General features: G+C 67.6%; 24 protein-coding genes. 10 read left to right on the top strand and 14 right to left on the bottom strand.

Translation table 11 applies throughout. The features are described 5' to 3' along the window. Positions 1-181: 181 nt before the first annotated feature. The 9 genes from RH864_RS08830 to RH864_RS08870 all read right to left on the bottom strand — a co-directional run bounded on the left by RH864_RS08830 (position 182) and on the right by RH864_RS08870 (position 7,029). The gene (locus tag RH864_RS08830; protein WP_310517171.1) at positions 182-709 is read right to left on the bottom strand and encodes a hypothetical protein; all 528 of its coding nucleotides are present in this window, start codon (positions 707-709) and stop codon (positions 182-184) included. A 13-nt stretch (positions 710-722) separates the two neighbouring features. Further along, on the bottom strand, positions 723-2,003 hold the full coding sequence (dprA, locus tag RH864_RS08835) for a DNA-processing protein DprA (protein WP_310517172.1): 1,281 nt from the start codon (positions 2,001-2,003) through the stop codon (positions 723-725). Further along, the gene (locus tag RH864_RS08840) at positions 2,000-3,583 is read right to left on the bottom strand and encodes a YifB family Mg chelatase-like AAA ATPase (protein WP_310517173.1); all 1,584 of its coding nucleotides are present in this window, start codon (positions 3,581-3,583) and stop codon (positions 2,000-2,002) included. The genes dprA and RH864_RS08840 overlap by 4 nt, the downstream gene beginning before the upstream one ends. Beyond that, positions 3,583-3,948: a YraN family protein gene (locus RH864_RS08845; protein WP_310517174.1), complete on the bottom strand. Its 366-nt coding sequence runs from the start codon at positions 3,946-3,948 to the stop codon at positions 3,583-3,585. Before RH864_RS08845 ends, RH864_RS08840 begins: the two co-directional genes overlap by 1 nt. A 140-nt stretch (positions 3,949-4,088) precedes the next feature. Further along, on the bottom strand, positions 4,089-4,412 hold the full coding sequence (locus RH864_RS08850) for a DUF2469 family protein (RefSeq protein WP_308799532.1): 324 nt from the start codon (positions 4,410-4,412) through the stop codon (positions 4,089-4,091). Between the two features lie 6 nt (positions 4,413-4,418). After that, complete coding sequence (locus tag RH864_RS08855; protein WP_310517175.1) at positions 4,419-5,069, bottom strand: ribonuclease HII; 651 nt, start codon at positions 5,067-5,069, stop codon at positions 4,419-4,421. Positions 5,070-5,115: 46 nt separating this feature from the next. Further along, a complete protein-coding gene (gene lepB / locus RH864_RS08860) occupies positions 5,116-5,877 on the bottom strand; it encodes a signal peptidase I (protein WP_310517176.1) in 762 nt (253 codons plus the stop codon). 89 nt (positions 5,878-5,966) lie between these two features. Continuing rightward, positions 5,967-6,314: a 50S ribosomal protein L19 gene (rplS, locus tag RH864_RS08865; RefSeq protein ID WP_310517177.1), complete on the bottom strand. Its 348-nt coding sequence runs from the start codon at positions 6,312-6,314 to the stop codon at positions 5,967-5,969. Positions 6,315-6,525: 211 nt separating this feature from the next. Continuing rightward, positions 6,526-7,029 carry a hypothetical protein gene (locus RH864_RS08870; RefSeq protein WP_310517178.1) on the bottom strand — a complete coding sequence of 168 codons (504 nt, stop codon included), beginning with the start codon at positions 7,027-7,029 and terminating at the stop codon, positions 6,526-6,528. 89 nt (positions 7,030-7,118) lie between these two features. Between RH864_RS08870 and map the strand changes: the two genes are divergently transcribed. Next, positions 7,119-7,886 (top strand): type I methionyl aminopeptidase, encoded by a 768-nt coding sequence (map, locus tag RH864_RS08875; protein WP_310517179.1) that lies wholly within the window; start codon positions 7,119-7,121, stop codon positions 7,884-7,886. Between the two features lie 14 nt (positions 7,887-7,900). Here map and RH864_RS08880 read toward each other — a convergent pair whose 3' ends face one another. The 5 genes from RH864_RS08880 to rpsP form a co-directional block, all read right to left on the bottom strand. Then, the gene (locus RH864_RS08880) at positions 7,901-8,674 is read right to left on the bottom strand and encodes a sirohydrochlorin chelatase (RefSeq protein ID WP_310517180.1); all 774 of its coding nucleotides are present in this window, start codon (positions 8,672-8,674) and stop codon (positions 7,901-7,903) included. Between the two features lie 115 nt (positions 8,675-8,789). Beyond that, a complete protein-coding gene (gene trmD, locus RH864_RS08885; protein WP_310517181.1) occupies positions 8,790-9,476 on the bottom strand; it encodes a tRNA (guanosine(37)-N1)-methyltransferase TrmD in 687 nt (228 codons plus the stop codon). A gap of 4 nt (positions 9,477-9,480) precedes the next feature. Beyond that, positions 9,481-10,062, bottom strand: coding sequence for a ribosome maturation factor RimM (gene rimM / locus RH864_RS08890; protein ID WP_310517182.1), 582 nt, complete (start codon positions 10,060-10,062; stop codon positions 9,481-9,483). Between the two features lies 1 nt (position 10,063). Next, entirely contained in the window at positions 10,064-10,294 is a 231-nt protein-coding gene (locus tag RH864_RS08895; RefSeq protein WP_310517183.1) for an RNA-binding protein, read from the bottom strand. A gap of 3 nt (positions 10,295-10,297) precedes the next feature. Further along, positions 10,298-10,726, bottom strand: a complete 429-nt coding sequence (gene rpsP, locus RH864_RS08900; protein ID WP_310517184.1) for a 30S ribosomal protein S16 — start codon at positions 10,724-10,726, stop codon at positions 10,298-10,300. A gap of 200 nt (positions 10,727-10,926) precedes the next feature. Here rpsP and RH864_RS08905 point away from each other — a divergent pair, with 200 nt between their 5' ends. The 9 genes from RH864_RS08905 to RH864_RS08945 all read left to right on the top strand — a co-directional run bounded on the left by RH864_RS08905 (position 10,927) and on the right by RH864_RS08945 (position 18,617). Next, entirely contained in the window at positions 10,927-12,060 is a 1,134-nt protein-coding gene (locus RH864_RS08905; protein WP_310517185.1) for a tyrosine-type recombinase/integrase, read from the top strand. Positions 12,061-12,108: 48 nt separating this feature from the next. Further along, positions 12,109-12,900 (top strand): hypothetical protein, encoded by a 792-nt coding sequence (locus tag RH864_RS08910; RefSeq protein ID WP_310517186.1) that lies wholly within the window; start codon positions 12,109-12,111, stop codon positions 12,898-12,900. A gap of 522 nt (positions 12,901-13,422) precedes the next feature. Next, positions 13,423-14,397 carry a hypothetical protein gene (locus tag RH864_RS08915; protein ID WP_310517187.1) on the top strand — a complete coding sequence of 325 codons (975 nt, stop codon included), beginning with the start codon at positions 13,423-13,425 and terminating at the stop codon, positions 14,395-14,397. A 126-nt stretch (positions 14,398-14,523) separates the two neighbouring features. Continuing rightward, positions 14,524-15,063, top strand: coding sequence for a hypothetical protein (locus tag RH864_RS08920; protein ID WP_310517188.1), 540 nt, complete (start codon positions 14,524-14,526; stop codon positions 15,061-15,063). Then, on the top strand, positions 15,053-15,511 hold the full coding sequence (locus RH864_RS08925; protein WP_310517189.1) for a hypothetical protein: 459 nt from the start codon (positions 15,053-15,055) through the stop codon (positions 15,509-15,511). Before RH864_RS08920 ends, RH864_RS08925 begins: the two co-directional genes overlap by 11 nt. 2 nt (positions 15,512-15,513) lie before the next feature. Then, a complete protein-coding gene (locus RH864_RS08930) occupies positions 15,514-15,906 on the top strand; it encodes a hypothetical protein (protein WP_310517190.1) in 393 nt (130 codons plus the stop codon). Further along, the gene (locus RH864_RS08935) at positions 15,899-16,243 is read left to right on the top strand and encodes a hypothetical protein (RefSeq protein ID WP_310517191.1); all 345 of its coding nucleotides are present in this window, start codon (positions 15,899-15,901) and stop codon (positions 16,241-16,243) included. The genes RH864_RS08930 and RH864_RS08935 overlap by 8 nt, the downstream gene beginning before the upstream one ends. Positions 16,244-16,603: 360 nt before the next feature. Then, positions 16,604-17,494, top strand: a complete 891-nt coding sequence (locus RH864_RS08940) for a hypothetical protein (RefSeq protein WP_310517192.1) — start codon at positions 16,604-16,606, stop codon at positions 17,492-17,494. Further along, positions 17,484-18,617: a hypothetical protein gene (locus RH864_RS08945; protein ID WP_310517193.1), complete on the top strand. Its 1,134-nt coding sequence runs from the start codon at positions 17,484-17,486 to the stop codon at positions 18,615-18,617. Before RH864_RS08940 ends, RH864_RS08945 begins: the two co-directional genes overlap by 11 nt. Positions 18,618-18,643 lie beyond the last annotated feature (26 nt).

Raw genomic sequence — 18,643 nt, forward strand, 5'->3', positions numbered from 1 at the left:
TGCCGGCCTGGCTGACGGTGATCGACCTGGCCTCGACCGGAATCGAGAGCGCTTGACACTCGTCGGCGGGCTCATGGTCGCCGCGCACGCACGACGAGCCGGCGTCGTGATGCGGCGACCCACCACCGATGTGGACGCGCTCGTCGACTACTACGCCGATCGGTCGAGCTTGCTCGACGTGTCAGCGGCCCTCACCCGCCTCGGATTCGCGTTGGCCCAGGAGGGCCTGTACGCCTACCGGTTTCGCGATGGCCGTGGGCGGACGGTGGATGTGATGGTCGCCGACCACCTTCCCTCGCGCATGCAGCCACGCCTCGCCCGTCGCCCTGCCTTCCAGGCCCCATCCGGGGAGCAGGCGATCCGTCGCCGCGACATCTACCACCTCTCGTTCGCGAGCGGCGCCGTCGCCCCGATCGGTGTGCCCGACGAGTTCGGTGCGCTCGTGGCCAAGGGCGCTGCGTACCAGGTTGACCGTCGTGACCGCGGCAGTCACCTCGACGACGCAGCCGTGCTCCTGGCATGTGTGTCCGACGTCTCCGCGTTGGACTTCGCTTCGATGAGCAAGAACGATCGGCGTCGTATCGCCGTCATCGTTCGACAGCTCGCCGATGACACGCATCGATCGTGGAGCAACCTCGATGCTCTCGACCGAGATCGGGGCAGCTTCAATCTCGCTTTGATCCGACGCGCCCTCGGCCTCTGAACCCATCAGCCGACGCACCTCACCCCGATCCATCGGACCTCCCGGCGTTCCTCGAGTTCCGCCCTCTCTGCTCCGCGCGGCGTGCCACCCAGCCGTCCTCGCGGCGGCGAGCGCGATCAGCGAGCTCGAGACCGGCGAGCACGCCCATGACGCGACCGGGCGGCAGGCCGGCTCGACGAGCGATGTCGTCGACGGTGCGCGGGCGTTGCGCGCTGAGCGCGTCGAGCACGCGGGTCTCTTCGGGCGTCGGGTCGGTCATGGCCGTGGCAGTGGGTTCGCACTCCCCGGTGACGAGTTCGGCCACCTGCGCCACGTCGGTCACGCACACCGCGTCGAACTCGCGCAGCAGGCGATGGCACCCGGTGGAGGACGGGCTCGTCACGGGACCCGGCACGGCGCCGAGCGGGCGACCGAGGGCCGCGGCGTGGCCGGCGGTGTTGAGCGAGCCGGAACGCGCCCCGGCCTCGAGGACGACGGTCGCGGCGGTGGCCGCCGCGATCAGCCTGTTTCGCTGGAGGAACCTCCACCGTGTCGGCGCCGCACCGCACGGCATCTCCGAGACGACGGCGCCGGTGCCGGCGATGTCCGTCAGCAAGCGCTCGTGGCCGGTCGGGTAGAACCGGTCGACGCCACCCGCGAGGAACGCCACCGTCGTGCCCTTGCGCCGGAGGACCGCGCGGTGCGCGGCCCCATCGATGCCGTATGCGCCGCCCGAGACGATCACGAACCCGCGCGCGCTGAGCCCGCCCGCCACCTCCCCCGCGACGAGCTCGCCGTACCCCGTCGCAGCCCGGGCACCGACCAAGGCGATCGCCTGCTCCGACGGCGTGATCGCCTCGGCCCGCCCGCGGACCCAGAGCCCGAACGGCGCGTGGTCGCCGAGGTCGTCGACGGCGCTCGGCCAGATCGGGTCGGATGGCACGACGAATCGTGCGCCGACACGCGCCGCCTGCACCACGCTCGCGACGATCGCCCGCGGGTCGATTCGCGGGACCCAGCGCTCGACCGCGGCTCGCGCCGTGCGCCCGTCGAGGGACTCGCCCGCGGCGCGGAACGCCGCGACCAGCTGCGGGGTCGATGGCCGGTCGAGGAGGAGCGTTGCGGCCGCGACCGGGCCGAACAGGTTCACGAGCCGCCCGAGCACCCCGTCGCCGGGCTCGGCGACCGCGCCGAGCACGACCGCGGCCGCCGGCCGCTCAATACAGTCGGCCTCGTCGCCGCCGTCGCGGAGCTCCGCCCTCCGCACCTCGGCCAGCGGCCCCACGAGTCGCGCGGCAAGTGCGTCGAAGCCCCCGCTCATTGCGGCACTCCTTGCCGGAAGAAGAGCGCTCGGGCCACGTGGTCGGCGGTCGGCGCGCTCGCGCCGTCGAGGTCGGCCACGGTCCAGGCGACCTTCAGCACGCGGTCGTAGCCGCGCATGGTGATCGTGCCGCGTTCGAGTGCACGGTCGAGCGACTCGGTCGCCCGACCGCCGGGATGCAGGCCGCCGGCCCCTCGGAGCCATGGGCCGGTCATGTCGGCGTTGGTGCGCCACGGCGTCCCGGCGAGCCGGCTCGCGGCGGCGGCACGAGCCTCGGCCACCCGCGCCCGCGCGAGCTCCGAGGTGAGCGCTGCCGGTGCTCCGCGCGCCGGCTCGTCGCCGCTTCCGGATGCCGCCACGGGCGGGGTGGTGATGCGCGGTACCCACATGCGCACGTCGACGCGGTCGCGCAGCGGCCCCGAGAGCCGCGCCTGGTAGCGGCGCCTGGCGTTCGGCGGACAGGTGCACTCGGTCGGCTCGGCGCCGCACGGGCACGGGTTCGACGCGAGCACGAGCTGGAACCGTGCCGGGAACACCGCGACGGCACCCGCGCGGTGGATGCTCACCGTGCCCGACTCGAGCGGCTGGCGCAACGAGTCGAGCACGGCGGCGGGGAACTCGGGCGCCTCGTCGAGGAACAGCACCCCGTGCGTCGCACGCGGTGCAGCGCCGGGACGGATCACCCGGCTGCCGCCGCCCACCATGGACGCCGCGGTCGCCGTGTGGTGCGGTGCCTCGAACGGCGGGCGCAGATCGAGCCGTCGTGCCGGCGGCAGGCCGGCGAGCGAACGAAGCGACGCGACCTCCAGCGCCTCCTCGGTGCCGAGCTCGGGCAGGATGCCCGGCAACCGCGATGCGAGCATCGTCTTGCCCGCCCCCGGCGGACCCTCGAGGAAGACGTGATGCCCGCCCGCCGCGGCGACCAGCATCGACTCGACGATGGCACGGTGGCCGCTCACGTCGGCGAGGTCCCGCGGCGGCTCCACGGGGCATCCGCCCGGCATGGCGTCGCCGCCCGCGGCCTCGATCGGCGCGGCCGTGTACCGCTCGAGGCCCTGCTCGTCGAACCGCCCGCCGTGCCTGAGCGCGGCCTCGAGCAGCGAACCGACCGCGATGACCTCGACGCCCGTCACGAGCGCGGCCTCATCGGCGTTCGCGGCCGGGACCATGATGCGGCGGTGCCCGGCCCGCGAGGCCGCGAGCACCGCCGGCAGCACGCCCGCGACCGGGCGCACCCGCCCGTCGAGCCCGAGCTCGCCGAGGTGCACGACGTCGGCGGCCGAGGTCGCGTCGACGAGCCCCGCCGCCGCGAGGCACGCCACCGCGATCGCGAGGTCGAACGCCGAGCCCTGCTTGGGCAACGAGGCCGGCGACAGGTTCACCGTCACCCGCCGTTGCGGCAGCGGGCAGCCGGCATTGGTCGCCGCCGACCGCACCCGGTCGCGGGCCTGCGAGAGCGCGGCGTCGGGCAGGCCGACGATGACGAACGCCGGCAGCTGGCTCGAGATGTCGGCCTCGACCTCGACGATCGAGCCCGCGAGCCCGAGGAGGGCGACCGATCGTGTGCGACCGACGGGCATCACTGCACCCCCTCGAGGTGGTCGATCACCGCGGGCAGCTCGTCGGGCATGAGCACGGCGACGGCGTCGATGCGGACCCCGCCGATCGGCGTCGTCGGACCGTCTGCTCGTCGGCACCATGCGGCGGCCAGGCGGCGCAGCCTCCCGAGCTTCTGCGGGGTGATCGCCTCGAACGGGTGACCGAACGCGTCGGTGCGGCGGGTCTTCACCTCGACGATGACCGTGTCACGGCCGTCCCTCGCGACCAGATCGATCTCGCCGTGCTGACAGCGCCAGTTGCGCGCCACGATCTGCATGCCCCGGCCCTCGAGGAACGCCGCAGCGAGGTCCTCCCCGCGCCGGCCGAGCTCCGTGTTGTGTGCCATCGGGCACCACCTCCGCGACCAGGGTCGCGGAGCTCACCTGCCGCAGACGGCGCGCACGAGACATCCGTTGACGACGACCGAGGCCGGCCACCTGTGGAGGAGCCGTCACCGGCTCACGAACCATGCGCGATCGCGCGCGCTCATTCGTCGAGCGCGAGCTCCTTCGGCAGCTCGAACTCCCGCGTCGCGAGCTCCTCGATGTTCACGTCTTTGAACGTCAGCACCCGCACCGATTTCACGAACCGGTCGGCGCGATACACATCCCACACCCAGACGTCCTTCATCGCGAGCTCGAAGTAGAAGTCGTGCTCGGTGTCACGCCGGACCAGCTCGACCTCGTTCGCGAGATAGAACCGCCGCTCGGTCTCGACCACGTACTGGAACTGCGACACGATGTCGCGGTACTCGCGGTACAGGGCCAACTCGACTTCGCGGTCGTAGTCGTCGAACTCGTCCTCATCCATCGCCACTCATCCTACGCCGAGGTCGAACAGCGCCGGCGCCACGGCCTCGACCTGCGAACGGTCGTGCAGCCAGGTGTGCCGGTGCAGGTCGCTGGGGCCGTGCTCGCCGATGGCCGCGAAGTGCGCGGGGGTCGAATAGCCCTTGTTCTCGGCCCACCCGTACACCGGCAGGTCATCGTGCGAGCGCCGCATGCCGCGGTCGCGGTGCACCTTCGCGATGACCGACGCCGCCGAGATCGAGGCGCAGTCGCGATCGCCCTTGATGCGCGTGATCACGTGCGCGCGACGCTCGATCGACGCGCTCAGGTAGTCGTAGTTGCCGTCGAGCAGCAGGGGGACGCCCGCAGACACGTCATTCGCCTCGATCAGCGCGCGGTACGCCCGGGCGCCCGCGAGCCCGAGGCAGGCCATGATGCCCAGCTCGTCGATCTCGGTCGCCGAGGCCTCACCGACCGCCCAGGCCCGGACCCAGCCGGCCGCGCGCGGGGCGAGCTGCTCCCGCCTCGGCTCGGGCAGCAGCTTCGAGTCACGCAACCCGGCCGGCATCCGCCGCACCGACGGGTCGATGAGCACCAGCCCGATGGTCACCGGCCCGGCGAGCGCGCCTCGCCCGACCTCGTCGCACGCGAGCACCATCGGCGCCCCGTCATCGAACAACGCCCGTTCCGTCTTCAACGAGGGCGGACGGCCACCTGCGGCCATCTCAGTCGCTCGCCTCGTCGACACCCGCGAACACCTCGGGATAGTTGCCGAGCCAGGTCCAGTTCGAGACCGGCCAGCTCACGACGAACGCCTTGCCGACGACGTGGTCGACCGGGACGAACCCCTTATGCGGCGTCTCACGGTTGTAGCGGGAGTCCTTGGAGTTGTAGCGGTTGTCGCCCATCACCCAGAGTGATCCCTCGGGCACGGTGACGTCGAAGTCGTCACGCGACGCCTTCTGCTCGCCGGGCGGGAGCACGATGTAGGGCTCGTCGAGCGGCACGCCGTTGACGCTCATCTGCCCGAGCGCGTTGCAGCACACGACGTGATCGCCCGGCATGCCGATGAGACGTTTGACGAGGTGGTCGTTCGAGTCGGGCGCCGAGAGACCGACGAGCGCGAGGAACCAGTCGACGGCCGCGACGAGCGGCGGCTGCGAGATCTCGGGCGTCGCCGGCAGCCAGCCGCCCGGGTCCTCGAACACCACGACGTCGCCGTGCTCGAGCCCGACCACATCGGGGACGAGCTCGTTCACGATGATGCGGTCGTCGACCTCGAGCGTGTTCTCCATCGACTGCGACGGGATGAAGAACGACCGGATGAGGAAGGTCTTGATGAGGAACGAGACGAGCACCGCCACCACGAAGATGATGAGCAGGTCGCGCAGGAACAGCAGGATGCCGCGCTTCCGCTTCGCTGCTGCCGTCGTCGTCGTCGTATCGGCACCATCGTCGTTCGAGGTGCGCGTCTCTTCATCTGTCATTTAACCGCCCGAGCTCCCCACCCAGTGTACGGGTGGGGAGCTCGTGGATTCGGTGTGAAGGACGGTTCCTTCACCGATTCGCGCGCGTCTTAGTTCTCGCGCTTCTCCTTGATCTTGGCCTTCTTGCCGCGGAGCTCGCGCAGGTAGTAGAGCTTCGCGCGACGGACGTCACCGCGGGTGACGACCTCGATCTTGTCGATGATCGGCGAGTGCACCGGGAACTTGCGCTCGACGCCGACCTGGAAGCTGATCTTGCGGACCGTGAAGGTCTCACGGACGCCCTCGCCCGAACGGCCGATGACGACGCCCTGGAAGACCTGCACGCGCGAGCGGTTGCCTTCGACGATGTTGACGTGCACCTTGACGGTGTCGCCGGCGCGGAAGTCGGGGATGTCGGACTTCAGGCTCGCGGCGTCGACGTGATCGAGGATGTGCATGATGGTTCGCTCTCTGCGCCCGCCACCGGTCGAACGCGGATCAGTTGGGAAAGTGTTCGGTGCCGCCTGCGCGAAGCGATTCGCGCGGCGCGTACTCCCCGGAGGCAGAGACCTGCGGCGGCACAATCGACCATTCTGCCAGATCGCGTCCTGTTTCGGCAAAGCGGCGCGATGACGGATGCCTCGCCGGCCCGTCCGGCCGCGAACGCGGCTACTCGGGGTCGCGGGACTCGCGCACCACGATGACCTCGCCGAGGTCGTACGGCGGCATCTGCTTCGGGTCGGCCGGCGCTCCCCCGCGCTGCTGCGCGGCGAGCCGCTCGAACTCGGCCATGCTCGCCTGCACGCGCCGGGCGCCGTCGCGCACGAGCTGCCAGATCGACCACCAGAAGGCGACGACCGCGAGCGCGATCGCGAGCACCGTGAACGGCACCGCGGTGGCACCGTAGAACCCGGCGCCGATGATCGCGAGGTGCCATGCGCCGAGCACGCCGGCGTCGGCCCATGAGACCGCGCGCTGCTCGCGCACGGTCGGTCGGGCGTTGACGAGGAACGCGACCACCAGGAGGGCGAGGAACGTCGCAGGCAGCGAGATGATCAGCCCGAGCGTGTTCCACCCGCCCGACCCGAACAGGGCCCAGCCGACGGCGAGCCAGCCGGGCAGCACGACGGCGGCGAGGAACTGCCACCTGAGGAAGAGGCGCCGCACGGTCATGCACCAAGGCTACCGGCGCTCCCCTGCGAGCAGGCCGCGTGTTCACTCGCAGCGGACCCGGCAGAATAGACGCGGAGGAAAGGACTGCCGTGATCGAACTGAGGACCCCAGCCGAGATCGAGGAGATGCGCCCGGCGGGCCGCTTCGTCGCGAGCGTGCTGGAGGCGACCGCGAAGGCGGCACGCGTGGGCGTGAACCTGCTCGAGCTCGATGCGCTCGCGCACGAGATGATCAGGAAGGCCGGCGCCGAGAGCTGCTACATCGACTACCACCCGTCGTTCGGTGCGAGCCCGTTCGGCAAGGTGCTGTGCACGTCGGTCAACGACGCCGTCCTCCACGGGCTCCCCCACGACTACACGATCAAGGACGGCGACCTGGTGAGCCTCGACTTCGCCGCGTCGGTGAACGGCTGGGTCGCGGACTCCGCGATCTCGGTGGTCGTGGGCACGCCGCGCGACGAAGATCTGCGCCTCATCGACACCACCCGCCGTGCGCTCGACGCCGGCATCGCGATGGCCCGCCCGGGCAACCGGATCGGCGACATCTCCCGGGCCATCGCCGACGTGGCCCGCGAGCAGGGCTACACGATCAACACGGACTTCGGCGGGCACGGCGTCGGCCGCACGATGCACGGCGACCCGCACATCCCGAACAACGGGCGCCCGGGCCGCGGGCTCCCGCTCCGACCCGGCCTGGTCGTCGCGATCGAGCCCTGGTTCCTGCAGACGACGGACCGGATCTTCACCGATCCCGACGGCTGGACGCTGCGCAGCGCCGACGGCTCACGCGGCGCGCACTCCGAGCACACCATCGCGATCACCGACGGCGACCCGATCGTGCTCACGGCGCGCGACTGATCGCCGCTGAGCGCTCAGCGCTCGGCGCAGGTCTGGTCGACCCGTTCGAGCACGAGGTCGACGAGCTGCGCGGGCGCCGGGGCATCCGGAACCATGAGCGGGTCGGTGACGACGTCACCGCCCGCGAGCGCGGCCGCGTCGTAGAACGTGCCGGGCGCGAGCAGGTAGGCGGCGACGATCACCCGGGTGCGCGGATGCACCGCCCTGAGCATCTCGATCGCGTCGGGCAGCCGCGGGATCGCGGCCGCGATGAACCCGACCGTGACCGGCCGGCCGAGCCTGGCCCCGAGCCGCCGAGCGGTCTCGAAGCACTCGCGCACCGCTCGCGGGTCGTTCGACCCGGCAGCGGCGAGGACGATCGAGACCTCGCCGGCCCCGATCGGGCCGAGCCGTTCGGCGAGGAGCTCGACGAGCCGGTCGTCGGGCCCGAGCGGCGCGGCGAGCGCCGCGCCCGCGCCCGCGAGCCGGTCGATGCCTCTCGCCAGGCCGGTCCGCACATGGAACCCCGCCGAGAGCACGAGCGGCACGATGATCGCCTGAGGATCGTGGACGCTCTCGGCGAGGGCTGTCGCCACATCGCGGTGCCGGGCGTCGACGAACGCGATCGAGACGTCGGCCCCCGCCCGCGCGGTCGCGACGCCGTCGACCAGACGCAGGATCGCGGCCCGGTTCGCCGCCGAAGGCTCGCCGTGGGTCAGCGCGACGAGCCGCACCGGCCGCGCGGCCTGCGCGTCATCGACGCGCTTCGTGCTCGTCGCCCCGACCGCCACGTCACTGCCTCCCGCCACGCCGGCGAACCGCCCCGGGCCGCCGGTTCGACCGTACGAAGCGCGTGTTTCCGGTGCGGCTCCCGGATGTTTCCGGGACGTGAAGAGTGCGGCGTGCTGCGTGCGGCGCGGGCGATCAGGGCAGCAGCTCGGGACGCACGCGGCGCGTGCGTTCGATCTGCTGCTCGCGCCGCCAGGCGGCGATCGCGCCGTGATTCCCGCTGAGCAGCACGGGCGGCACCTCGTGCCCGCGCCATTCGGCCGGCTTGGTGTAGCTCGGGTATTCGAGCAGGCCGTCCTCGTGCGACTCCTCGACGAGGCTCTCGGGGTTGCCGACGACACCGGGCACCAGACGGCCGGCGGCCTCGATCATCGCCATCACGGCGACCTCGCCGCCGTTCAGCACGTAATCGCCGAGCGAGATGAGCCGGACGCGCATGCGCGTCGCGTAGTGGTCGACGACGCGCTGGTCGATGCCTTCATACCGGCCGCACGCGAACACGAGGTGCGGCTCCGCCGCGAGCTCGCGTGCGAGCTGCTGGGTGAACGGCTCGCCGGCGGGCGACGGCACGACGAGCAGGGCGTCGGATGCTCCTTCGCCCACGATCGAGTCGAGGGCCTCACCCCAGGGCTCGGGCTTCATGACCATGCCGGCACCGCCGCCGTACGGGGTGTCGTCGACCGTGCGGTGCCGGTCGTGCGTGTGGTCGCGGAGATCGTGCGCGACGACCTCGATGAGCCCCGTCTGCCGGGCCTTGCCGAGCAGCGACAGGTCGAGCACGCGGAAGAAGTCCGGGAAGATCGTGACGATGTCGATGCGCACGCGACTACTCCGCGTCGGCGCCAGGCTCGGCCGGCTCGGGCAGCTCCTCGAAGAGCCCGGGAGGGGGCGTGACGGTGAGCGTGCCCGCATCGATGTCGACCTCGGGGACGATCGCCTGGACGAACGGCACCATGACCTCGCGCCGCTTGGGCGCGTTCGTCTTCACGACCAGCAGGTCCTGCGCGGGGAGGTGGTCGACGTGCACGACCTCGCCCACGCGTTCGCCGTCACGGATCACCGTGAGCCCGATGAGCTGGTGGTCGTACCAGGCGTCGGGCTCGGGCGCCTCGTCGACCGGCTGGTCGACCCACAGGATGGCCTTGGCCAGGCTCTCGGCCGCCGTGCGATCGTCGACGCCCTCGAAGAAGCCGACGGGCTGGCCGTTGTACCAGCGCAGCTCCCGGAACGTGAGGTGCTTGCCGTGCCACGGCGACTCGTCGGGCACCTGGAGCGAGAAGCTCGCACCCGGCACGAACCGTCGCTCGGGGTCGTCGGTGTAGAGCTCGAGCTTCAGAGCTCCCTTGAGCCCGTGGGCCTTCGTGAGCCGGCCGACACGGAGCTGCTGGGGTCGGGGATCTTCGGCCACGTCAGTCGTCGACGACGTCGACCCGGACCCGGCGGCCGTCGGCCAGCGCGGTCACGAGTGTGCGCAGCGCCTTCGCCGTGCGCCCCGCGCGACCGATGACGCGGCCGAGGTCCTCGGGGTTCACATGAACCTCGAGGACCTCGCCGCGTGCGCTCGACGCGGTGACGACCCGCACGTCGTCCGGGTGGTCGACGATCCCCTTGACGAGGTGTTCGAGCGCGGACTGGAGCAAGGGTTACGCCTCGTCCGTGGTCTCGGCCTCGGCCTCGGCCTCGGCGGGCGCCTCGGCGGGCTCCTCGGCCTTGGCGGGCTTCTCGGCCTTGGGCTTCACGACCGACTTCTTGGCCGTGTCGGCCTGGAACTCGGCCTTGGGCTCAGCGGTGCGAACGGTGCTCACGGCGTCCTTGTCGCCCTTGAACTTGCCCCAGTCGCCCGTGAGCTTGAGGATGGCGCGGACCTGGTCGGACGGCTGTGCGCCGACGCCGAGCCAGTACTGCGCGCGCTCCGAGTCGACCTCGATGAACGAGGGCTCCTCGGTGGGGTGGTACTTGCCGATCTCCTCGATCACACGACCGTCGCGCTTGGTGCGCGAGTCGGCGACGACGATGCGGTAGTACGGGGCACGGATCTTGCCGAGCCGCTTGAGACGGATCTTGACAGCCACGATTCTCCTGGTGGGTCTGGTGAGTTTGGCGAACTGACAGCCGTGAGCGTGGGGTGCACACTCGGCGGAAGCTCAATGGTGTCCTGCAGGCCGGATAGAGGGTCGGGCGATGCAGAACTCGACAGATCATTCTTGCAGACTCGGGCACCTTCTGACGAATCACTGAAACGACGGGGATCTTCCGCCTGGAGGAACCTCTCGTGCCCAACCATGCCCATTTCCTCCAGTTCAGGCGTAGCACCACTACACCGACCGGGAGGAGACCCGACATGGAACAGCCCCGCAAGATCCAGAGTGGTAAGTGGCAAGCGCGATACACCGCGCCCGACGGCAGCCGGAGGAGCGCTGGCACCTTCGACACAAAGAAGGCCGCACAGCTCGCGATGGCCAAGGCGCTCACCGACATCGCCCGCGGCGCGTGGGACCATCCGGACGCTGGGAGTGTGCTGTTCGCGGACTACGCGGCGCGCATCGTGCACATCCGAGAGGCCGAGCTGACGCACGGGTCGTGGAAGAACTTCGAGACCCAGGTGCGGCTCCGGCTCATCCCCCACTTCGGGAAGTACCCGCTCAAGGCCATCCGGCCGTCGATGGTCAAAGAGTGGTGGTCCTCGCAGCCGCCGACCACCACCCGCCGTGCGGCGTACATGTGCCTGAGCAGCATCTTCCGGCATGCCGTCGATGACGAGGAGATCAAGGGCTCGCCCTGCCGCGTGCGGGGCGCTTCCCGCATCGTCTCACCCGCTCGCCCGTTCCTCGATCCAGAGAAGCTCAGGACGTTCCTGAGCGCGGCAGACGAGGACTTCCGGATGATGATCCTCGTGACCGTCGGAGCTGGCCTCAGACAGGGAGAGCTGGTCGCGTTGAACCGCCGACACTTCGACTCCAAGACCGGCGTCATCCGAGTAGAGCAACACCTGGTCGTGGAGAAGGGCCGGAGCGTCATCCGCCCAGGGACCAAGCCCGGACCCGAGGAGACCCGCAACGTGACCCTCCCGCCGCGCATCGCCACCGAGCTGAAGGCCTATCTCAAGAAGCGCCCGTCGATCGGTGATGTCCCCATGTTCGTCCACTCGAAGGGCGGCCGACTTTCGAAGCAGCTCGTCTTCGAGCGCTGGAAGCGGCTACGCGAGAAGGTCGGTATGGAGGAGTATCACTTCCACGACCTGAGGCACACCGGCCTCACGCTCTTCGCACAGGGCCGGACGATGCGAGAGGTCATGCAACGTGGAGGCCACCGCGACTACCGGTCCGCACTCCCCTATCAACACTCGTCCATGACCGAGGACGCGGCCGGTGCCGCCGAGATGGACCGCAAGCTCGGGAACTGGTGAACCGTGCGCCGGACCAACGAAAGCGGAGGATGCCCGTACGATCACGCTGTGGAAGATCTGACGGGTGAGGCACACAGGGCCTACTGGTCGGCTATGGCGCAGGTTGTGCCTGTCCTGGCTCTCGCGCTCGTGCTCGAAACGCGAGCACTTGCCCGGCGCTGGTCTCAGAAGAAGTTGAAAGCGACCAGGCGCGCTCGCAGACGGTGGGTCGGCGTCCTGCTCGTCTTCTGCTTCCTACTCCCTTGGCTCATTACTACGGCTCTCGGGAATCTGGCCGAGACCTCCTCCCGCCCATGGCAATTCGTCCTCTCTCTCGCAGCCGTCACAGCCATTGCGTTCGTGGTCATCGGCCTCCCGATCGCAAGCGTTGTGAACACCTCCTGGGATGTCTACTACGCCATCTTCATCAAGATGCCCTGGTCGAAGCTTCGCCGAGACATCAAGGAACTGGAGGGCGTCGTTGAGTCGGTCGAACTCCACAATCGGTATCTCCGCGACAGGATCCTTACCCGGCTGGGAGACCGAGCAGACTTCTTGGTATCGCAGCGTCACGCAGAGCGTTGGCTACCTACGTTTGAGTTCGCGGCGAAGCACCTGAAGGACCCGAAGGAGCGCCAGGTGGCCATCGAGTTTCGTGACGACCAGCGCCGCACGATCGAAATTGCAGAAGAGGGACTGGTGCTAGTGAACGACCACCTGATCTATCTTCGCGAGAGCCAGCAGGCGATGGCAGACCTCGACCGAAAGGCCCGCAAGCAGATCCGGCGCATCCGTGACGGGAAGGTCCTCACAAAGAGCTTCCGTGACGCACGCAGGCAGTTTGCGGAACTAGCCGGGTAGACGCGAAGAAGCCCCCAGACAAGAAATAACGGTCACCAGTATACGCGTAATTGCATGCGGAGTAAGTCCACTCGCGATAGGCTGGTCGCGGTCCTCACGGGGGCTCCTGGGGAAGCCCGGTGCGGAGGTATAGCTCACCTCCATTGCGCACCGGGCTTCTTTCATGCCCGAAACTCCATGCGAAAGCTTAGATATCCGTTTAGCCGCTAGCTCTCCAAAGTAACTAGCGAATCAGCCCTCGAGCTCTCCAAAGTAACTAGCTTCTGCCTATACAAAGTAGCCTCCGAGACGGAGTCGAGGGAGATCTAGAGCCATCCAGCTCGATCCAGCTCCTCCCGCATTTAGGCACTATCCACTTCCCATGAGCACTTAGTCGCTAAACAGCAAATAACCTGGTGAAATGGCATTTGCTACGGCGTGTCGGTCTTGCGTTCCTGTTCTCCAGCATCCAGAATGAACTTGCAGCTCCTGGCCACACCTGGGCATAGGACTCCCGCAGAGAAGGCCGTTTAGCGGCTTGGCATGGTTCGCCTCATCGACCATCACGACCTCCGGGAGACCTCACACGCGAAGCCGACTCTCCACGGATCGAGCAGGCTTCGCGCATCTCAGGAGATCCCGATGGCTACCGCCTCGACCCAGCTCACGATCCCGAAGCTGACCCCGTTCCCCGATCCCAAGCGGGCCGGGCGCAAGCACTACAAGCACACCCCGAAGGGCCTCAAGCGGCCACAGGCTCGCCACCTCGCACTCGGGTGGATGAACACCAACGGCTTCCGGTTCATCCGAGCACACGAGTCGGCAGGGCTCCCGCTCCCGTCGGCCCAGACCATCGCTGACTTCCTCGAAGCAGGAGCACTCCGCAACGGCCGGAGCCGCCTCGCCCACTCCACTCTGTTGGACCTCGCGGAAGAGGCCGCCGTCTCCTGCCTCCAGGAGTACGACCCGGCCATCTACGAGCGCCAGGCGCGCCGGGGCCGCATCGGAGGCCTGAAGTCGCGCCGCGGTGCCACGTTCACCCTGGAACACCTCGACGCCGTGAAGGGCATGTCCATCCGCGAGCAGGCCGAGGCGCTGGGGTGCTCGACGGCCACCGTCTCGAACCTTCGCAAGAAGGCCAAGCAGCAAGCCATGGAGGCTGAGGCAGCGGCACTGGACAAGATCCTCTCCAGCGGCACCGACGAGACCCGACCGGAGCCTAGTCTCGAGCGAGGCGAGTTTGATGACTTCCTCGACGGCCTTGTGGACTTCTACCCCGCCCCGATCATCGAGGCCAAGCCGTGGATGCTCGACCTTGCCGACATGGACCTCTCCAGCACCCGCTGGTTCCCTGCCGACGACCCACCCGTCGGCTCTTTGAAACGGCCTGGCGTCAGCTCTACGCGCTCGACTTCGACCCCGAGAACCTTCTCGCTGGCCTGGAGGTTGTTCTCCATAGCTGACCTCGGCGTCCGGCGGGCCGCCAGCTTCGTTCGAGAAACGAACGACATGCGCTGAGCATTCCAGGAGGCTGCTTCCGCCGGTCTCAGTGCTCGCACACTCGGACGCTTCCGTACCGAGGTGCCTCCACGATGTAGGTCCAGGCCACTCATGCCGATAGTACAAAGCAGAGGAGGTGACGAGATGTCGCGACCGAGCCAGATCCAGACGCACGAGCAGCGCGATGCGATTGAGCGCGCACTCATCGCGGGCCGCCCAGTTTCGCAAATTAGCGCACAGTTTTCGGTGAGCAGAGAAAGCCTGTACAGACACACGAACGCTCATCTCGCTCCCACGCTTCGCGAACAGCTCCGCGGCGAGAACCGGCACCGCACCTCCCGCCTCGTGCAGCGCCTCGCTGACATCGCCGACGACCACGCCCACGCTCGCGAGTCCCTCCGCGCCGCAGGGCACCTGGCCGGAGCAGTTCGCGCTGGAGACGCCGAGACGCGTGCGATTGCCGTGCTACTCGACCGGCTCGGGATCGATGACCTCGCCATCCTCGACCTGCTGAACGACGGCGACTCGCTCGCACGGGCGGCCGGACGACTCGCTCGCTCGAACCCCGAAGCGGGCCGACAACTCGTCGCCCACCTCCATGACCTCGGCGCGCACGCACTCGCCGACGCGCTCAGCCAGACCATGAACACCACTGTCAAGGAGCTAAACACTCATGGGAACTAACGACAACGGCAACGATCGCTACGCGCAATTGAAGGTCCGACCGGGCGACAGGGTGCACGTCACGCGGGCGGTTATCCTGCCCGTCAAGCGGCCTGACGATGTGACCTACTCGGACGGTCTCAGCGAACTGCTCGAACGAGGCGTGAGCTTCACGCTGACCGCCGAAATTTTGGAAGCCAACCGCCAGCGCGACGGCGGGTACGGCATCTTCGAGAAGATCGGGCAGGAGGACGCAATCCTCGGGCTCGGGCCGTGGCCGGAGCACATCACGCCTTTCGAATGGGGTTCCCCGGACTGGCAGGCCGCGCGCGATGCGGCTGTGCGTGAGGCGAAGTCGCTGCCTGACCGCAAGGAGCAGCGTGCTGCCCTCACCGAGGTGGATCGAAAGTACGGGCCTGCGCAGGCGACCTCGCGAACGACGCGCTACGTCCCGTCCGCGGACGACTGACCATGAGCACGGCAAGTGGACTTCCCCCGGTGCACAGGCGCGCCTTCGAGTTCCGTCAGCTCGTCGGATTGTTTCTCGAATCGAAGGGCATCCCGAATCGGATCCGGCCCGGACACAAGATCAAGCGGCAGACCCTCGCCGAGACCTTCGCGGGGCCGGAACAGCCGAAAGGCGATGTGTGGAACGTGCCCAACTGGCTGATCTCCACCCGGACCGACGTGGCGCGGGACCTGTCGGGAGCGCTGGATCAAGCCGCCCACGACGCCGAGGTTGCGGGCGTACCTCACTCGGCGGTCATCTGGCGGCGGCACGGTCGAGAGGTGCAGGAGAGCTACGTCGTACTGCCCCTCGCGACGTTCGGCGACGTACTCAAGGAGGCTCGCGACGATGGCTAGTTTCAGGACGCACCGCAAGGTCCGAGAGAAGCGGCAAGCAGCTAAGGCGCGGCAGCTCAGCCTTCCCAAGAACCGGCGCGACTTCGAGAAGCTGACCGTTGAGCCGTCGTGGGTTGGTCGAACCGAGATTCGCGTTGGTCGGGCGCGCTGGACCGTTACGCCTGGGGACCGCGTGGCCTACCTCCGCGGCGAGAAATCGCACGGCGTCGTCTATGTTCACAGGGCCACGGGCACATTGCACTGCTTGCTCGACGTGCACGGCAAGGCGCGTGAACTCCGCCTGCCCTCCGCGCTCGCAGCGCAAGTGGTTGCCACATATTTCGGGAAGACGGCATGAGCCCCTCTGAGCCCTTCGCCGACTTCATCGCAGAGTTCGGCCCGAACTGGTCGATTTCCGATTTCGAGGATTGGGTCCTCGCCGATCTGGAGGCCCCAACCCCGGACTCGACCTAAGACCCTCAGCCTCGCCTGGTCTCACCTCCTCCTTGGTCGGGCAGGCGAGGCTGAGCGGCACCCCTTGGTCACGCTCCGGGTGCCGACCGAGGGGGCGGGTGAATCTCGGGCCCCCCGCTCCCTCATCTTCCCCCTGCGCGGTACACCGCATACGAGAGCCGCCCTCGTCGTGTTTGCCAAAGCCGAGCGAGAGTGGCTCTCTGGTGACACAGCCCTCGCGCGAATCCGTGGGAGCATGAGCGCCATGGCAACCGAAAGCCTTCCGAGCCTTCGTCTGACGCTCATGGAGAACGCGTATGACTCGCTAAATGAGTCACTCCACAAGGTCGATCTTGCCGAAGCCAGACCCGGACAGTGGAAGTTCGCGCTCTTGCACCTCGTCCATGCAGTTGAGCTGGTCTTGAAGAAACGACTCCATGACGAACATCGTCTACTGCTTTTCGAGAATGTGGATCGACCCGTCAAGACCATTTCACTGCAACAGGCACTCGACCGGCTTCAGGTGATCGAAGTGGATGTTGCCGCGTCCGACGTGGCCGCCATCCGGGTCGCCATCAAGTGGCGGAACAGCATCACCCACTTTGAAACGGACCTACTGCTCGCGGAAGTTCGCCAGAACTATCTGCTGCTGTTCGAGTTCCTCAGCTCATTCCATAAGTCTCACTTGAGCTCCGATCTGTTCGAGCATCTCCAGGATGAACACCTACCGGTCGCATCCAAGCTCATCGAGGACTTTCGTTCGGAGTTTGTGGACTTCCGCGGCCAGCAGATGCACCGGGCATGGATCTGGAAACTGGTGGCTTCTCAGGAGTATCCCTCCGTGCGGCTCGACGGCAAGGAATTCGAGCGCATCAGGTGGGGCCAAGAGCCCTTGTGGAGGTCAGAGTCGCTGGCGGGTGAGCTGCCCCCGAACTATTGCCACGATTGTGGCGCGACGGTCGGGCAGCTCCACGGTCCAGGCTGCGACGCGGAGGTGTGTCCGCGGTGTGGTGGCCAGTTCACTTTTTGCGATTGTGAATTCGACGCGGACGAGTTCTGGGGGCTGTTCTCTGATTGGAATGAGGACGACTCTGATGAGCGCCAAAGCGCGCCCGCCGAGTCCCTCACCGGGTCGGAGCATCGTCATGGTCGATGACCCAGTCGCATTCTTTGGAAGGCCGCTCACAAGCCCAGTCAAGGGGTTCCACGTCCTGAACGCCCGTGGGGATGGATCACTGCGGTGGATGTTCAACTATCTCGGGCGGGACGCGAAGGCGTATCGCAACTCGATGCAGCGAGAAGTTGTCGAATTCGAGCGACTGCTCTCGTCGCGCGGCGTTCACTACGGCTCCCTAAAGTCAGCCCTGGTTCCAACGCGGGAGGGGCGACAGATCGCACTCATTTTCGACTGGTCAGCTTCCGGGCGTGGCTCGTACGGATACGAATACTCGAAAGCGTGGTTGCCGTCTCTCCGTCGGACTGCGCACACAAGCGTCAAGCACGGCGATCTCCTGCGATCCGAGAGACCCGACGACCATCTCCAGTTCGCACTGCGCCCCTCTCGGGTCACTCACCAACTCGATTGGGAGCTTCAGTACGCCGTGTACTTCAGCAATCTGACTCGTGCAGATATTCAGACGATGCATGAGTCGCTGCAAGCACTACCCGCATACAACGGCTATATCGATGCGACATTTGCTGGCCCCGTCCGCAATTACTTCGCGCGCACCCTGACAGGGTTGGGGGTCTTTAGCGCTGGGACCGTACTCCTTGATCACGGGTTAGACGACCCATTCGTCAGCAACCGGAACGAGATTGGATATCCGTTCGAGGACTTCGGGATTAATGTGGTGAGCCTCGTCGATGGGTACTACGTGCCGTTTCTCGAGTACAAGATTGAGTCCGACGTTGAGTCTTCTCACGAGATTGATGCCGCGCTGACGCTGGCCGCGGTGACGGGGGAAATCATCGACATTGAGTCCGTTGAGATCCACGTGCCCCCAGACAAGCTCGATAGATATCTGCTGGTGGATGAGAGCAAGCTTCGCTTGATGAGGAGCATCGGCCTAGAGGATGTAACCCCCGAAGAGTTGGAAGACGTAGTTCGCGACAACCTCCTGCGAAGCTACGTATACGACCTGAGGGTCGCGCCAGATGGAGCGGCTGTGTTCTCTGTCTCCGCCGAGTTCGAGAAGCCTGAGGGCGACATGACCAAGCGTCTACTCGCGCTCAAGTACGATCCCGCTGAATCACGAATCGCCCTAGTGACGATGTATTGAGCGATGTCTCAATATCAAGAATCTGA

It is taken from the genome of Agromyces aerolatus, assembly GCF_031432255.1.
Classification (GTDB): domain Bacteria; phylum Actinomycetota; class Actinomycetes; order Actinomycetales; family Microbacteriaceae; genus Agromyces.

Excerpts from the sequence above, each read along its gene's own strand:
- RH864_RS08830 (WP_310517171.1), bottom strand. The coding sequence starts at position 709 with ATGGGTTCAGAGGCCGAGGGCGCGTCGGATCAAAGCGAGATTGAAGCT.
- dprA (WP_310517172.1), bottom strand. The coding sequence starts at position 2,003 with ATGAGCGGGGGCTTCGACGCACTTGCCGCGCGACTCGTGGGGCCGCTG.
- RH864_RS08840 (WP_310517173.1), bottom strand. The coding sequence starts at position 3,583 with ATGCCCGTCGGTCGCACACGATCGGTCGCCCTCCTCGGGCTCGCGGGC.
- RH864_RS08845 (WP_310517174.1), bottom strand. The coding sequence starts at position 3,948 with ATGGCACACAACACGGAGCTCGGCCGGCGCGGGGAGGACCTCGCTGCG.
- RH864_RS08850 (WP_308799532.1), bottom strand. The coding sequence starts at position 4,412 with ATGGATGAGGACGAGTTCGACGACTACGACCGCGAAGTCGAGTTGGCC.
- lepB (WP_310517176.1), bottom strand. The coding sequence starts at position 5,877 with ATGACAGATGAAGAGACGCGCACCTCGAACGACGATGGTGCCGATACG.
- rplS (WP_310517177.1), bottom strand. The coding sequence starts at position 6,314 with ATGCACATCCTCGATCACGTCGACGCCGCGAGCCTGAAGTCCGACATC.
- RH864_RS08870 (WP_310517178.1), bottom strand. The coding sequence starts at position 7,029 with ATGACCGTGCGGCGCCTCTTCCTCAGGTGGCAGTTCCTCGCCGCCGTC.
- RH864_RS08915 (WP_310517187.1), top strand. The coding sequence starts at position 13,423 with ATGGTTCGCCTCATCGACCATCACGACCTCCGGGAGACCTCACACGCG.
- RH864_RS08920 (WP_310517188.1), top strand. The coding sequence starts at position 14,524 with ATGTCGCGACCGAGCCAGATCCAGACGCACGAGCAGCGCGATGCGATT.
- RH864_RS08925 (WP_310517189.1), top strand. The coding sequence starts at position 15,053 with ATGGGAACTAACGACAACGGCAACGATCGCTACGCGCAATTGAAGGTC.
- RH864_RS08930 (WP_310517190.1), top strand. The coding sequence starts at position 15,514 with ATGAGCACGGCAAGTGGACTTCCCCCGGTGCACAGGCGCGCCTTCGAG.
- RH864_RS08935 (WP_310517191.1), top strand. The coding sequence starts at position 15,899 with ATGGCTAGTTTCAGGACGCACCGCAAGGTCCGAGAGAAGCGGCAAGCA.
- RH864_RS08940 (WP_310517192.1), top strand. The coding sequence starts at position 16,604 with ATGGCAACCGAAAGCCTTCCGAGCCTTCGTCTGACGCTCATGGAGAAC.
- RH864_RS08945 (WP_310517193.1), top strand. The coding sequence starts at position 17,484 with ATGGTCGATGACCCAGTCGCATTCTTTGGAAGGCCGCTCACAAGCCCA.